General features: G+C 76.9%; 17 protein-coding genes. 4 read left to right on the top strand and 13 right to left on the bottom strand.

The genetic code is table 11. The features are described 5' to 3' along the window. Positions 1-72: 72 nt before the first annotated feature. The gene (locus FA014_RS00315) at positions 73-942 is read right to left on the bottom strand and encodes an endo alpha-1,4 polygalactosaminidase (protein WP_154727720.1); all 870 of its coding nucleotides are present in this window, start codon (positions 940-942) and stop codon (positions 73-75) included. Beyond that, positions 939-1,886 carry an LLM class flavin-dependent oxidoreductase gene (locus FA014_RS00310; RefSeq protein ID WP_154727719.1) on the bottom strand — a complete coding sequence of 316 codons (948 nt, stop codon included), beginning with the start codon at positions 1,884-1,886 and terminating at the stop codon, positions 939-941. The genes FA014_RS00315 and FA014_RS00310 overlap by 4 nt, the downstream gene beginning before the upstream one ends. 93 nt (positions 1,887-1,979) lie before the next feature. On the opposite strand from FA014_RS00310, the gene FA014_RS00305 reads away from it, so the two are divergent. After that, positions 1,980-2,543, top strand: a complete 564-nt coding sequence (locus FA014_RS00305; protein ID WP_154727718.1) for a dihydrofolate reductase family protein — start codon at positions 1,980-1,982, stop codon at positions 2,541-2,543. Between the two features lie 9 nt (positions 2,544-2,552). Here the strand turns inward: FA014_RS00305 and FA014_RS00300 are convergent, their stop codons facing one another. Next, a complete protein-coding gene (locus FA014_RS00300; RefSeq protein WP_154727717.1) occupies positions 2,553-3,146 on the bottom strand; it encodes a dihydrofolate reductase family protein in 594 nt (197 codons plus the stop codon). Positions 3,147-3,188: 42 nt separating this feature from the next. After that, the gene (locus tag FA014_RS00295; protein ID WP_154727716.1) at positions 3,189-3,959 is read right to left on the bottom strand and encodes a DUF1206 domain-containing protein; all 771 of its coding nucleotides are present in this window, start codon (positions 3,957-3,959) and stop codon (positions 3,189-3,191) included. Between the two features lie 130 nt (positions 3,960-4,089). Here FA014_RS00295 and FA014_RS00290 point away from each other — a divergent pair, with 130 nt between their 5' ends. Next, complete coding sequence (locus tag FA014_RS00290; protein ID WP_154727715.1) at positions 4,090-4,539, top strand: hypothetical protein; 450 nt, start codon at positions 4,090-4,092, stop codon at positions 4,537-4,539. A 7-nt stretch (positions 4,540-4,546) separates the two neighbouring features. Here FA014_RS00290 and FA014_RS00285 read toward each other — a convergent pair whose 3' ends face one another. The 9 genes from FA014_RS00285 to FA014_RS00245 form a co-directional block, all read right to left on the bottom strand. Continuing rightward, complete coding sequence (locus tag FA014_RS00285; protein WP_154727714.1) at positions 4,547-5,119, bottom strand: YdeI/OmpD-associated family protein; 573 nt, start codon at positions 5,117-5,119, stop codon at positions 4,547-4,549. 59 nt (positions 5,120-5,178) lie between these two features. Further along, entirely contained in the window at positions 5,179-6,393 is a 1,215-nt protein-coding gene (locus FA014_RS00280; protein ID WP_154727713.1) for a sensor histidine kinase, read from the bottom strand. Beyond that, positions 6,390-7,055 (bottom strand): response regulator transcription factor, encoded by a 666-nt coding sequence (locus FA014_RS00275; RefSeq protein ID WP_230322754.1) that lies wholly within the window; start codon positions 7,053-7,055, stop codon positions 6,390-6,392. Before FA014_RS00275 ends, FA014_RS00280 begins: the two co-directional genes overlap by 4 nt. Before the next feature lie 60 nt (positions 7,056-7,115). Beyond that, a complete protein-coding gene (locus FA014_RS00270) occupies positions 7,116-8,072 on the bottom strand; it encodes a universal stress protein (protein WP_154727712.1) in 957 nt (318 codons plus the stop codon). Next, positions 8,069-8,215, bottom strand: a complete 147-nt coding sequence (locus FA014_RS00265) for a hypothetical protein (protein ID WP_154727711.1) — start codon at positions 8,213-8,215, stop codon at positions 8,069-8,071. Before FA014_RS00265 ends, FA014_RS00270 begins: the two co-directional genes overlap by 4 nt. Further along, positions 8,209-8,367: a hypothetical protein gene (locus tag FA014_RS00260; RefSeq protein ID WP_154727710.1), complete on the bottom strand. Its 159-nt coding sequence runs from the start codon at positions 8,365-8,367 to the stop codon at positions 8,209-8,211. The genes FA014_RS00265 and FA014_RS00260 overlap by 7 nt, the downstream gene beginning before the upstream one ends. 49 nt (positions 8,368-8,416) lie before the next feature. Next, positions 8,417-9,133, bottom strand: a complete 717-nt coding sequence (locus tag FA014_RS00255) for a GTP pyrophosphokinase (RefSeq protein ID WP_154727709.1) — start codon at positions 9,131-9,133, stop codon at positions 8,417-8,419. Between the two features lie 151 nt (positions 9,134-9,284). Then, on the bottom strand, positions 9,285-9,887 hold the full coding sequence (locus tag FA014_RS00250; RefSeq protein WP_154727708.1) for a response regulator transcription factor: 603 nt from the start codon (positions 9,885-9,887) through the stop codon (positions 9,285-9,287). Further along, the gene (locus tag FA014_RS00245; RefSeq protein WP_195969093.1) at positions 9,884-11,128 is read right to left on the bottom strand and encodes a sensor histidine kinase; all 1,245 of its coding nucleotides are present in this window, start codon (positions 11,126-11,128) and stop codon (positions 9,884-9,886) included. Before FA014_RS00245 ends, FA014_RS00250 begins: the two co-directional genes overlap by 4 nt. Positions 11,129-11,281: 153 nt before the next feature. Here FA014_RS00245 and FA014_RS00240 point away from each other — a divergent pair, with 153 nt between their 5' ends. After that, the gene (locus tag FA014_RS00240; protein WP_154727706.1) at positions 11,282-11,779 is read left to right on the top strand and encodes a small multidrug efflux protein; all 498 of its coding nucleotides are present in this window, start codon (positions 11,282-11,284) and stop codon (positions 11,777-11,779) included. A 134-nt stretch (positions 11,780-11,913) separates the two neighbouring features. Continuing rightward, positions 11,914-12,675: an SRPBCC family protein gene (locus FA014_RS00235; RefSeq protein WP_154727705.1), complete on the top strand. Its 762-nt coding sequence runs from the start codon at positions 11,914-11,916 to the stop codon at positions 12,673-12,675. Positions 12,676-13,581 lie beyond the last annotated feature (906 nt).

The following is a 13,581-nucleotide window of genomic DNA, read 5'->3' as shown; positions in this document are numbered from 1 at the left end:
CCGCGCCGATCAGGTGGGGATCAGCGCGCGGCCGCCACCCGACGCGGCCGCCACCCACCGCGCCCGCGCGGGTCAGCAGGTGGCGAACGCGTAGCCCGGGGTGCCGGGGGTGGTGAGGTCCCGGTCGCGGCGGACCGTGGACGGGGGGCGGTCCGGGTCGGCGCAGGCCGCGGCGAAGCCCTCGTCCGTGTACTCCACGTCCAGGACCGCGGCGCCGTAGACGCCGGTGTACGCCGCGCACTCGTCGTACTGCGCGCACTCCTCCGCCACCGCGAAGTCGAACCCGGCCTCGTCCCGCCCGCGGTCCCCGAGCTGCGGGGTGTTCTTCTGCCCCGCGGCCAGCCCCGCCTCGTGCGCGACCGCCACGAGCCGCCTCGCCAGGTCGACGGCGTCGTCCTCGTCCAGCCGGCCGCCGGACCGGGTCCAGGAGTCGAGGTTGTCGAGCTCGACGGCGACGAAGCCGCGCTCCGCGCACGTCCGGACCTGCCCGCCCACGACGTCCGCGAGCGCCGCCCGGTTCGCGGCGGTCGACGTGTCGAGCAGCAGCTCGTCCGGCCATCCCTCGTCGACCACCGGGTCCCCCGCCTCGTCCCGGAGCACCAGGTCGGGGTGCTCGGCGAGCCACGCGTCCCGGTCACCGGGCTGGGTCTGGAACCCGTTGACGTAGCAGGCGGACCACCGGTCCGGCTCGGGCTCGTCGGTCACGTCGCGGACCACGCCCCCGACGCCCGCCGCCGGCGGGTAGCCGCCGCCGAGCTGGTAGTCGACGACCACGCCCGCGGGCGGTCCCCCCGGCCGGCCGGCCGACGGCACCGCGCCGCCGTCCGACGAGGCCGCCGGGCCCGCGTCGCCGGGGCCTCGGTCCGGCCCGCACCCGGCGACGAGCGCGAGCGCCGTGGCCCCGAGGAGCGCCGACCGGGCGAACCGCGCCCGTGCGGTCACAGCACCGCCGCGAGGCCCTCGAGCGCCGCGAGCGGGTCGGGGCCCGCGGGCGCGAGCACCACGGCGTCCGCCCCCGCGAGCGCGAGCCCGTCGAGCCGCGCCCGCGCCTGCTCCGGCGTCCCGACGACCGCGAGGCGGTCCACCCAGGCGTCCGGCAGGGCCGCGGCGAACGCCGCCCGGTCCGGCGTGCGGTCGCGCAGGTCGCGGAACTGCGCCGCGAAGTCCATCGGGTCGATGTGCGGCGCCCAGCCCGGGTCGCCGATCCACGCGAGCGCGGGCCGCACCTGGTCGCGTGCGGCGGCGGGGTCGGCGTCCACGGCCGCGACGTCGTAGGCGACGACCCGGTGCCCGGGGACGTGGCCGATCTGCGCGGTCGCCGTGGCCAGGTACTCGGGACCGACGGGCTCGGCGAGCACCGTCCCGTCGGCGCAGCGGCCGGCCGCGGCGAGCGACTTCGGCCCGCGCACCCCGGCCAGCACCGGCGGGACCTCGGCGGGCGGGTTCTCCAGCCGGACGCCGTCCAGCCGGACGTACCGGCCGTCGACGGTCACCTCCTCGCCGCGCAGCAGCGCGCGCAGCGCGGTGACGTACTCCTCGAAGGCGGTCAGCGGGCTCGCGGGCCACGCGCCGACCTGCCGCATCCAGTCCGGCATGCCGTGGCCGATGCCGAGGTGCAGCCGGCCGGGGAACAGCTCGGCGACCGTGGCCGCCTCCATCGCGGCGAACGCCACGTTGCGCGCGCCGACGGGCAGGATGCCGACGCCGACCCGGATGCGCTCGGTCGCCGCCAGCACCGCCGCGGCCTGGGCCATCCCGCCGCGGAAGCCGAGGTCCTCGACCACCCACAGCTCGGCGAACCCGAGGGCGTCGGCGCGCCGCGCGTAGGGCAGCACCTGGTGGGCGGGCAGGTCACGGGGCAGCAGGACACCGACGTCGAGGCTCATGGCCCGACCCTACGGGCGGACGGGGTCCGCGTGTGCTGTCCTGGTCCCCTGACCCGCAGCGTCGCGGGACCCGCCCACGCCGGGAGGTCGGCCATGGCCAGGCTCGTCTACTCCGCGATCACGTCCCTCGACGGCTTCGTCGCGGACCGGGACGGCCGGTTCGGCTGGAGCATGCCGGACGAGGCGGTGCACCAGCGGGTCAACGAGCTGCACCGGGGTGTCGGCACGTACCTGTACGGCCGCCGGCTGTACGACGTCATGGTCGCCTGGGAGACGATGGAGACCGCCGACGAGCCGCCTGCCGTGCAGGAGTACGCCCAGCTCTGGCGGGCGGCGCACAAGGTCGTCTACTCGACCACCCTCACCGAGCCCCGCAGCACGCGGACGCAGGTCGAGACGACGTTCGACCCCGACGCGGTCCGCCGGCTGCTGCACAGCTCGTCGCACGACGTGCTGATCGGCGGCGCGCACCTGGCCGGGCAGGCGCTGCGCGCCGGGCTGGTGGACGAGGTGCACCTGTTCGTGTCGCCGGTGCTGGTCGGCGGCGGGACGCGGGCGCTGCCGCGGGACGTGCGGGTGGACCTGGAGCTGCTGGGCCTGGAGCGGTTCGCGAACGGGGTGGCGCACCTGCACCACCGGGTGCACCAGGTGCACTGACCCCGGCGCTCAGCGCCGGACGGGGAAGCTCAGGTGCGTGACCCCGCGGGACGGCACGACCGTCGTCGGGTCGCCCAGGGCGACCGGTCCCGCGTCGGCGGTGAAGTACGGCCGGCCCGACCCGAGGAACACCGGCGCGAGGTCGACGTTGACCGCGTCCAGCAGCCCCGCCCGGTAGGCCTGGGAGGCGATCGTCCCGGCCGCGACGCCGACGACCTTGTCCCCCGCGAGCTCCTGCGCCGCGGCGACCGCCTCGCCGATGCCCTCGTGCATCACCACCAGGTCGGGCGACCCGAGCGCCGCCGACGACGTGACCGGCCGGTGGGTGAGCAGCACGTACGGCACGCCCAGCGGGTGCGTCCCGCCCCAGCCGTCGGTGAGGTCGAACAGCTCGCGGCCGACGACGAGCGCCCCGAGGGACTCCCGCCACGCGAGCCAGTAGGCGGCGCTCTCCTCGGTCAGGCGGAACGCCGGGAGGTCGCCGTGGTTCTCCACCACGACGTCGCCGGCGTCGTACCAGCCGAACAGCTCGTCGATCCCGTGGTCCTGCCGCGCGATGAAGCCGTCGAGCGACGTGGTCGCCGAGGCGATGACCTGGCCCATGCCGCCGACGGTAGCCGCTGGGCCTCGCGCCGGGGAGGGGGCTCAGACCTTCGCGTGCCGTGCCCGCCCGAACGCGTACACGCCGTACGCCGCGAACCCGAGCGCCACGAGCGTGAGCAGCAGCGGCCCGAACGGCAGTCCGGCGAGGGCGTGCAGCGCCCCGTCCAGGCCCGAGGCCTTCTCCGGGTCGGCCTGCACGGCCGCGACGACCAGCAGCACGCCGACGACCGCCAGCGCCGCGCCCTTGCCGATGTAGCCGACCTTCCCGGCGGTCCGCACCCACGGCGCAGGGCTGGACCCGAGGTCCTCCAGGAACTTCTCCTGCCACCCCTTCACCACGTGGTAGCCGCCGACGGCCACGACGCCGACGCCGACCACCCCGACCAGCACGCGCCCGATCCCGGAGGACAGCAGCCCCGACGTCGCGCCGCCCGAGGACCCGCCCGACCCGCTGGTGAGCACCGAGACGGTCGTGACCGCCAGCACCGCGTACACAACGGCCTTCGCGGCGGCCTTGGCCCGGTCGGAGGCCTCGCCCCAGGCGATCGCCTCGGTGGCCTGCCACAGCGCGAGGAGCACGAACCCGACCAGCAGCACCCAGAGCAGCGCCTGGCCGAAGCCGTTGCCGGCGAGCTGCTGGAGGGCACCCTGCTGGTCCGCCTGCTCGCCGCCCGAGGTCCACGCGAGCTGCACGGTCACCCAGGCGAGCAGCAGGTGCAGGACGCCGCTCGCGGCGTAGCCGAGGCGGGCGCCCTTCTCGAGGAGGGGGTGGTCACCGGCGCGGGCGGCTGCGTGCTGGACGTCTCCGGTCATGCGCCGAGCGTCGCACCGGGCGGGCCGGGGCGCGCGGCGAGCGGGGCGTCACGCCGGAGGCGCGCGTCACACGCCACCTGGGCCGATGGTCGCACCTGCCCACGGTCGACGGGGGAGCAGGGTGGGGCCCGTGCAGTCGGACGAGTGGGCTCAACGGGACGTGCTCGAGCAGGACGGGCTCGGGCAGGACGTCATCCAGCAGGCGCGGCACCGCGCCGAGGTGGTGCGCGACCACGTCGAGCACGCCATCGACCTGGCCGAGCGCGGCGGCGGCCCGTTCGACTTCCTGTCCATCGCCATCGCGGCGCACTGCTCGGTCGCGTACCTGCGCCAGCACCGGGAGTTCGCCGCGCGGATCCGCGCGCTGCAGGCCACCGTGCCGCCGGAGCCCGTCGACCGGCGGGACGCCGCGCTCCGGCGCCGGCTCGCGGACGCCCAGCACCGTGCCCGGGCGCTGGCGGAGCGGGTGGGCCTGCTGGAGGCGGAGAACGCCCGGCTCCGGGACCGGCTGGCGTCGAGCCGGCGGGCCGCGCCGGTGCGCCTGGGCCCGGGCGTGCGGCGCCCCGGGTCGCCGCGGTAGCGCCGCGCTACTCCCCCGCCAGGGACCGCACCGCCCGCGCCACCCGTTGTGCGCGCACCTCCGGGCTCGGCGCGACCATCAGCGGGTGCAGCACCGAGTACCGCGCCTGCCGGTCGAGGGCGTCGAACGCGGCCCGCGCCCCGGGGGCCGCGTCGAGCGCCGCGAGCAGGTCCGGCGGCACCTCCGCGGTCGCCGACCCGGCGTAGGCGCGGTCCCACCGGCCGTCGGAGCGGGCCAGCTCGACCTCGGCGTGGCCGCGCGGCCGCATCCGGCCGTCGGCCGTCAGCCGGGCGACGTGCTCGACGTTGCGCTGCGACCAGATCGACCGCGCCCGTCGCGGCGTGAACCGCTGCAGGAACGTCGCGTCGTCCCGGCTCCGCTTCTGCCCGTCGATCCAGCCGCTGCACAGGGCCTCGTCCAGCGCCTGCGCGTAGGTCAGGCTCGTCGGCTCGACGGTGCCCTTCTTGGCGAGCACCAGCCAGACGCCGTGCGTCTCGTGCTCGTGGGCGTCGAGCCACGCGCGCCACGCGGCGGCGTCGGCGACGACCAGCGGGGCCTCGGCCGGGTCGGGTGCCGTCATGCGCCCAGCCTGGGGCGACGCCCGGCCGGGCACAAGCACCCCGGCCGCTCGCCGCGCCGTCACCGGCCGACGGTGACCACGAACGGGAGACGGAACGTGAGCCGCCCGCCGCCCTCGGGATTCGTGCCGAGCGAGAGCGTGCCGCCCCGGTGCTCGATCCGCTCGCGGTGCCGGTGCAGGCCGTGCAGGGCCGGGTCCGGCTGGGTCGGCCCGGTGCCGTCGTCGTCCACGACGGTCGTGAACACCCAGCGCAGCGGGTCGTCGGTCGGCTCGGCGTCCGCCCGGACGCGGACGGTGGCCGCGTGCCCGTGCTTGAGGGCGTTGGTCACCGCCTCCTCCACGGTGTAGATCACGACGAGCCGCTCGGCCATCGGCATGCGGGCCGCCCCGCTCTCGACGAACTCCCGGTAGGTCGGCCCGACCTCGATGGACGTCCGGACCTGCGGCGGCAGGCGGTGCAGCAGCAGGGCGATCGCCTCCTCGGTGCCGAGGTCGGCGCCGCTCGGGAACACGGCGTGGCTCAGGGACCGCACGTCCTCCTCGCGGATCTCCTCGAGCGTCTCCGCCCACGTCCGCAGGTCCGCCGCGCGGTCCCGGTCCCCCTGGGCGTCGAGCTGCGCGGCGAGCCCGTCGAGCCCCGCGGTCACGCTGACCAGGTGGTACTGCAGGGTGCCGTGCAGCTGGTCGAAGACCATGCGGCGGACCCGGATCTCCTCCTCCTGCAGCGCGTCCACCGCGCGGCGCGCCCGCGCGGCCTCGGCCTCGCGTCGGCGCTCCTCGGTCCGCGCGCGGTCGACGAGCGTCGCGGCGAAGAACGCGGCGAGCATCCCGACCACGCCGGACAGGAAGCCGAGCGACCCGATCGCGACGACGTAGGTCGTGCCGGTCGGCGTGCTGCTGACGGCGAGCAGCGCGAGCATCCGCGGCACCGAGGCGGCGGCCGCGACCGCCGCGGTGATCAGGACGCGGGCGCCCCACCCGCGGCGCAGCGCACCGAGCGCGAGCGTGCCCGACAGCACCACCAGGCCGTACGCCAGGTTGATCAGGACGAGGACCACGGCGTCCGCGACCACGCCGAGCGCGCTCCGCTCGTGGTCGACGGCCTCCTGCAGCCCGCCCCACGCGACCCAGGCGCCCATCGCCATGAAGGCGTACAGCGTGACGTTGGTGACGCCGACGATGATCGTGATCCGTCGCCGGTCGCGCTCGTCCCGGTCAGCGGCCGCCGCGCGGTCCCGCACGGCCGGTGGCGGGGCGCCGCGGGGCGTGGTCACCCCCGCCACGACCGTCCGGTCTGCTCGAGGAAGGCCAGCACGGCGGCCACCCGGCGGTTGTGCCCCTCGCCGTCGATCCCCAGCCGCTGGTAGATCGACTTCAGGTGGCTCTCCACCGACCGCTCGTTGATGCCGAGCCGCTCCCCCGCCGCCTGGTTCGACAGCCCCTCGGCGACGAGCCGCAGCACCCCGAACTGCGCCGGGGTCAGCTCGGCCACCGCGGAGCCGGCACGGGGCGTGGAGCGCTGCACCAGGTAGGGGTCGAGGACGACCTGACCCCGCGCGGTGGCGAGGACGGCGCGCACCAGCACGTCGCGCGCGAAGCTGGACCGCTTCGACAGGTAGCTCCACGGGCGGCTGACCTGCTCCTGGACCGTGGTGAACAGCCCCATGACGTCCTCGCTCGACAGCAGCATCACCGCCAGGCGCGGGTCGGCCCGCTGCAGCGTCACCCCGAGGGCCACGCCGTTCCCGTCCGGCAGGTTGACGTCGAGCAGCGCCACGTCGCACGTGCCGGGCGCGAACACGAGGCGGGCTTCCGTGACGCCCGGCACCGCGTGCACGACGCGGATCGACTCCTCGGCGGCGAGCGTCTGCTCCAGCATGCCGCGCAGCAGCGCCTCGTCCTCGACGATGCCGACCCGTGTGATGGGCGTCACCATGCGGCGATCGTAGGCCGGGGCTCCGGCTTCCCGCAGGGGAGCCGGTGCCCCGGCGGCTGATCACGCCGTGGTGAGCTCCACCGGGAGGTGCTCCGCGGGCAGGTGCCCGGCGACCGGCCGCGCGACGAGCACGGGGCAGTGCGCCCGGTGCAGCACCTGCTGGCAGGTGGACCCCAGCAGCAGGCCGCGGAACCCGCCGATCCCGCGGGAGCCGACGACCAGGAGGTCCGCCGACGTCATCTTCTCCAGGAGCGCCCCCGGCGCGGTCGCCTCGACGACGGCGCCCTCGACCGGGACGTCCGGGTGCTGCGTCCCCAGCCGACCCGTCACCCCCGCCAGGTCGTCCCGGGCGACCGAGACCAGGTCGTCGCGGACGGCGGACCGCTGCCACGGCGTCCGCCGCCAGGTGCCGGTCGGGACCGCCCGCACCACGAGCAGGGACGACCGCCACGCGCGCGCCTGCTGCACGGCGTGGTGCAGCGCGGCCTCGGAGCCGGGCGACCCGTCGACGCCGACGACGACGCGCCCGTGCCGCGGGGCCTCCAGCCGCGCGGCCGGGGCGCCGCGCCGTACCGGGTGGTGGCGGGACGGCACGACGACGGTCGGGCAGTGCGCGTGCGCCGGGAGGGTCGCGGAGACCGTGCCCAGGAGGCGCTCGGCGACGCGACCCGCGTTGCGCGCCCCGACCACGACGAGCGCGTGCTCGGCCGACCGTTCCACGAGGACGCCTGTCGGCTCGCCCGCCGCCAGCTCGGTCGACGCCGGGACGCCGGCGCGCTCGGCGCGCTCCCGCCCCTCCTCGAGCACCTGCTCGACCCGGCGCCGGACCGCGCAGTCCTCGATGAGCGGGTGGGCGTACGGCCAGTCGCCGCGGGCGTGGGTGTCGGGGAGCTGGTAGCTGCACACGAGGTGCAGCGAGCGGCCGGTCCGCCGCGCGTACGCGGCCGCCCAGTCCAGCGCCTGCAGGCTCGGTGCGGTGCCGTCGATCCCGACGAGCACGGTGTCCCGCCGGGTCACGACCGCCACCCCCCTCGGGGCGCCGGTGCCACGGCGGCGCGGTCGAGCGAGTGCTGGGGATCGCGCATCAGCGTGGTCCACACGCGGTGGGCCACGGCGAGCAGGGCGAGCAGACCGCCGAGGACGGCCAGGTCGGTCAGCACGACGACACCTCCTGGAGGACGACGGGGACGGGGTCCGTGGCGGGCGACGCCGCGGCGCCGACGTGGTGCAGCGCGAAGGCGACGCCGACGAACCCGGCGACGAGCGCGCCGAGCGCCACGGTGAACGCGGTGGTGGACAGGGTGAGGGACATCAGGACCTCCTGGGTCGGGGTGGGGCCGGGCGGGCGGGATCCTCGGCGGTCACGCCCCCCGGGGCGCGGCGAGGGCGGGCGTGGGGGTCGGTGCCGCGGTGCGGGACCACAGCCGGTCCATCGCGAGGTCGAGCGCCGCCGTGACCCCCGCGGCGCGCCGGAGCGTGGCCGCGACGGGGACCGGGGCCGGGGCGTGGTGCCGGTAGGCGAGCCGGTGCTCGAGGCAGGCCCAGAAGTCCATGGCCACGGTGCGGAGCTGGATCTCGACCGTGACCTGCCCGGCGCCGCGGACGGGGACGCCGACGACGAGGTGCAGGCTGCGGTAGCCGCTGGCCTTCGGTCGCGCGGTGTAGTCCCGCTCCTCGAGGAGCGCCAGCTCGGGCAGGGCGAGGACCGCGTCCCGCACCTCGCGCAGGTCCGAGAGGAACGCGCACACGACCCGCAGCCCGGCCAGGTCCTGCATGTCGCGGCGGAGGGCGTCGTCGTCCAGCGGGATGCCCTTGCGCCGGGCCTTGGCCTCGATGGACGCGGCGGATTTCAGCCGCCACGTCATGTTCTCCACCGGGTCGTGCGCCCTGCCGTCGCGGACCTGGTCGCGGAGGCCGGCGATCTCGAGGAGGAGCAGCGCGAGCGCGTGCCGGTGGTCGAGCAGGAGCCGGTCGGTGTCGACCGCGCCGGTGCGGGCGGCCGCGGGGACCGCCGGGACGGCGGGGTCCTCGAGCGCGGTCCCGGCGAGGGCGGACGGGGCGGTCAGGGTGGCGTGCACGGTGGTTCCTCGGTGCTCGTCGGGAAAGTGACTCCCTGATCTCACGCGAGGGCGCGGCGCCACCGGCCCCCGTCTGCGTGGAACCACGCACGCGGGGTCCGGCTACCCGGGTCCGCCGCGGCTCACGGGCGTGCGGCACCCGGCGGCGGGCTCAGATCCAGCCGCGCTCCTCCGCCGCCAGCACCGCCTGCTGCCGCGTCGCGACCCCGAGCTTGCCGAGGACCGACGACACGTGGTTCCGCACCGTCCCGGGCGACAGGTGCACCGCGGCCGCGATCTGCGCGACGGTCTCGCCCCGCCGGCCCGCGCGCAGCACGTCCAGCTCGCGGTCGGTCAGCGGGCTGCGCTCGTCGGCCAGCGCGTCCGCCGCCACCTCCGGGTCGACGTACCGGCGGCCGGCGGCCACCAGGCGGATGACCTCGGCCACGTCCTGCGCGGGCCGGGACTTCGGCAGGAACCCGTCGACCCCCGCCTGCAGCGCGCGGCGCAGCACCCCGGGGCGCGCGTGCCGGGTCACCACCAGGCAGCGGGTCGGCACCGTGCGCGCCAGCCGTGCGGCGGTGTCGATCCCGTCGGTCCCGGGCATCTCCAGGTCCAGCAGGCACACGTCCGGGCGCGTGCGCACCGCGGCCGCGAGCGCCTCGTCGCCGGACGCGCACTCGGCGACCACGTCGAGGTCGGGCTCCAGCCGGAGCAGGGCCGCGAGGGCCGTGCGGATCATGTCCTCGTCGTCGGCGATCAGCACCCGGATCATGCGCCCGTCCCGTCCGCCGCGTCCGGCACCGCCCCGTCCGGCACCGCGACCGTCAGCACGAACTCGTCGTCGGCCCGCACCTCCACCGTCCCGCCGAGCGCCGCGATCCGGTCCCGCATCGCGGCCACCCCGGTCCCCCGCGACGCCCCGGGGCCGGGGGCGGCGGGGTCCCGGTCGTTGGCGATCGCGTACCGCCACATGCCGCCCTCCCGCCGCAGGCTGATCCGGGCGCGGGTGCCGGCGCCGTGCTTGAGGACGTTCGTCACGCTCTCCCGGACCAGCGGCCCCAGCACGTCGGCGGGCGCGGTCCCGGCCCCGCGGTCGAGCTCGACCTGCACCTCGTGGCCCGCCGCGCGGAGCAGGTCGGCGGCGTTCGCCAGCTCGTCCGGCAGCGGGACGCCCCGGAACCGGGTCGCGAGGTCGCGGGTGCCGGCGCGGGCCTCGTCGACCGACGTCCGCGCGGTCCGGATCTGCTCCGCCGCCGCGGCGGGGTCGCGGTCGATCAGCCGCTCGGCCAGCTCGAGCTGGAGCGCGACGACCTGGAGGTGGTGGCCCTGCAGGTCGTGCACCTCGCCGGCCAGCCGCAGCCGCTCGCGCATCGCCGACACCGCCGCCGCGGCCTCCCGGGCGCGGTCCAGCTCCCGCACCAGGTCCCACCACCACAGCGAGAAGGCGGACAGGGCGGGCAGCAGCAGGATCAGCGTGGGCGGCAGGGTCGACAGGTCGGCGTCGGCGGTGTCGATGCCGAGCCGCGGCGCGTCCACCACCCACAGCCCGGCGAGCACCAGCGTGAGCAGCGCGACCAGCCGCCACCGCACGCCTCGGGGCCAGGGCAGCAGGCTCAGCAGGAACGCGAGCACACCGACCCCGAGCATCCAGGACCCGGTCGTCACGCCGAGCAGCGCCGCCCCGACCGTGCCGACGGCCAGGGCCACCGCGCCCCGGCGGCGGCGGGGCGCGGTCACGGTGTCCTCGGCGTCGGCCGGCGGCACCGCGACCGGGTAGTCCCGCACGAGCACCGCCGCCGCGCCGAGCTGGAGCGCCACGCCCAGGGCCGCGAGCGCCGGCCCGCCGGGCAGCACCGCGTGCGCCGGGAGCTGGCCCAGCCACAGCCACCAGTTCATCAGGACGACGAGGTCGAGGAACACGAGCCCGGCCACCGTGTACCACCAGGTGGCCCGCACGCCGCCGGCGTACGGGCTGCCGACCGCGGCACCCATCCCTGCCGCCGGAGAAGCCATGCCGCCGACCGTACGGCCATGACATCCGTCACGGGCGGACGCGCGCGACCCCACGTGCGCCGGTGACACCGCGGCACTGCCGCGCGGGGCCGCGACGCCGTTGGCTGGAGGCACCGACGAGCACCACCCCAGCCGCATCCCCCGGAGGTCACCATGGCAGGTCTGCCCGACATCGTCCCCGAGTTCCAGGAGCTCGTGGCCCAGCTGCCCGACTGGCTGCAGCCCGCGGGCGTCGCGCTCGCCGGCGCCGTGCCGTTCGTCGAGGGCGAGGGCGCCGCCGCGATCGGCGTCGTCGGCGGGATCCACCCCGTCGCCGCCGTCGCCGCGGCGATCGCCGGCAACTTCCTCGCGGTGCTGCTCGTCGTGACGGTCGGCGTCCGCACCCGCGCGGCGGTCGTCACCCGCGGGGGCCGTGCCCCCGTCGCCCCGAGCCCGCGCCGGCAGAAGTTCGACCGCGCGTTCGCCCGGTACGGCGTCGCCGGCGTCAGCCTGCTCGGCCCGCTGCTCATCCCGACCCACTTCACCGCCGCCGCCCTCTCGGCGTCCGGGGTCTCCCGAGCCCGGATCCTCACGTGGCAGGGCGTCGCGATCACCCTGTGGACCGTGGCGATCAGCCTGGTCATCACGGGAGTCATCGCGTTCGCGCGGTGACCCCGGGCGTCCCCTGGCGCCCGCGCTCATCGCGTCCGCGCGGTGACCGCGGGCGCTGCCACGCGTCCGCGCGCATGCTGGACGGGCCGGGTGCAGCGCTGCCGCCCGGCGCCCAGCTCGGACGAGGAGACGTCATGACGACGAAGGTCGAGGAGTCGGTCCTGGTGAACGTGCCGGTGAGCGTCGCGTACAACCAGTGGACGCAGTTCGAGGAGTTCCCGCGGTTCATGGGGGGCGTGAAGTCCGTGACGCAGCTGAGCGACGACCGGCTCCGCTGGGTCGCCGAGATCGCCGGCGTCAAGCGGGAGTGGGAGGCGCGGATCCTCGAGCAGGTCCGGGACAGCAAGGTGGCCTGGGCGGCGACCGAGGGCGCGACCAACGCCGGGGCCGTGACGTTCGAGGACCTGGGCGGCGGGCAGACCTCCGTGCACCTGTCCCTCGAGTACGAGCCCGAGGGCCTGGTCGAGAAGGTCGGCGACAAGCTGCACGTCGTGGAGAACCGCGCCGCGAAGGACCTCGAGCGGTTCAAGGACTTCATCGAGGCCGAGGGCTACGCGACCGGTGCCTGGCGCGGCGAGGTGCGCGAGGGCGCGGGCGTGGGCACCCCCGGGGTCGCGGACGCCGCCGCGTCGGAGGGCGACTCCGGCAAGGCGGGCCTCTCCGGCAAGGCCGTCGCGGCGGGGCTCGGCGTGGCCGCGGCCGGTGCCGCTGCCGCCGTGGCCGGGACGGCGCGGGCCGGGCGGACGGGCGAGGGCACGACGGCCGACGACGTCGAGCCGGTCGAGGCGGTCGTCGTGGAGACCGAGACCGTGGTCGTCGAGACCGAGCCCGTGGTCGACGTCCCGCCGCCCGGCACGGCCCCCGACGACGGCACCGACCCCGCCGCGCGGATCTGACCCACCCCGGGGCGCGGCCCCCGCTGACGCGCGGACCCCGGCCGGAGCGATCCGGCTGGGTCCGCGCGTCGTCTCAGCCCTCGTCCTCGGTGCCGAGAGGGCTGGCCGCGTGCCGCCCCACCGGAGATGATGCGGCGGGTGACCGCCCCCACGCACGCCGCCCTGATCGCCGACCTGCGCCCCGCCGAGGGCAGTGGTCGCGCCCCGGACCAGCGTGCCCTCGGGCACGACGACGCGGTCGCCGCGCTGCGCGCGCACGCGGCGCGGTGGACGCTGCAGGACGCAGCGGCGGCGTGGGTGTCGGGCCTGTGGTCCGCACCGTTCGGCTGGCGCAGCGCGCTGACCGGCGCGGCGGTGGGTGCCGTCGTCCCGGTGCACCCCGCGGAGCCGTACTCCCCCGCCTCCGACGTCTGCCGCGTGTGCGGCCACCGCGACGGCCACGGGCTCGACCCCGCCGGCGAGCGGTGGCTGCGGCACACCCAGGGAGCACCGATCGACGGCGCCGTCGCCGAGCACGCGCTCGCGCTGGACGACCTCGCCGGCCACCCGCGGCCCGAGCCGACCGAGCACGACGTCTGGGCGCTGCGGGCGCTGCTCACGACCCTGCGCACGCTGCCTCCGCGCACCCGGCCGTCGAAGGCCCGGGACGCGCTGAAGCGTGACCGGCCCGGCCCGGGAGGGCGGCGGCATGATCGCTCAGCACGCCGCCGGCTGCACCTCGGCCCGGGACGCGAAGAACCCCCGGCCGGATCTCTCCGACCGGGGGTTCCCCGTCATGTGTGGCATGTTCGGCTAACTCTCCGACCAGGTGGTGCGTCTTCACTGCTCAGAGGCCGTGTACAGGCTGAGGGCGGTGGTGTGTACAGGCGGGATGTCCCGCACCGCATCGGCAAGCTCGGCGCGCGG

It is taken from the genome of Cellulomonas hominis (assembly GCF_005239125.1).
Lineage (GTDB): Bacteria > Actinomycetota > Actinomycetes > Actinomycetales > Cellulomonadaceae > Cellulomonas > Cellulomonas hominis_A.
This window is presented reverse-complemented; position numbering and strand designations above follow the sequence as displayed.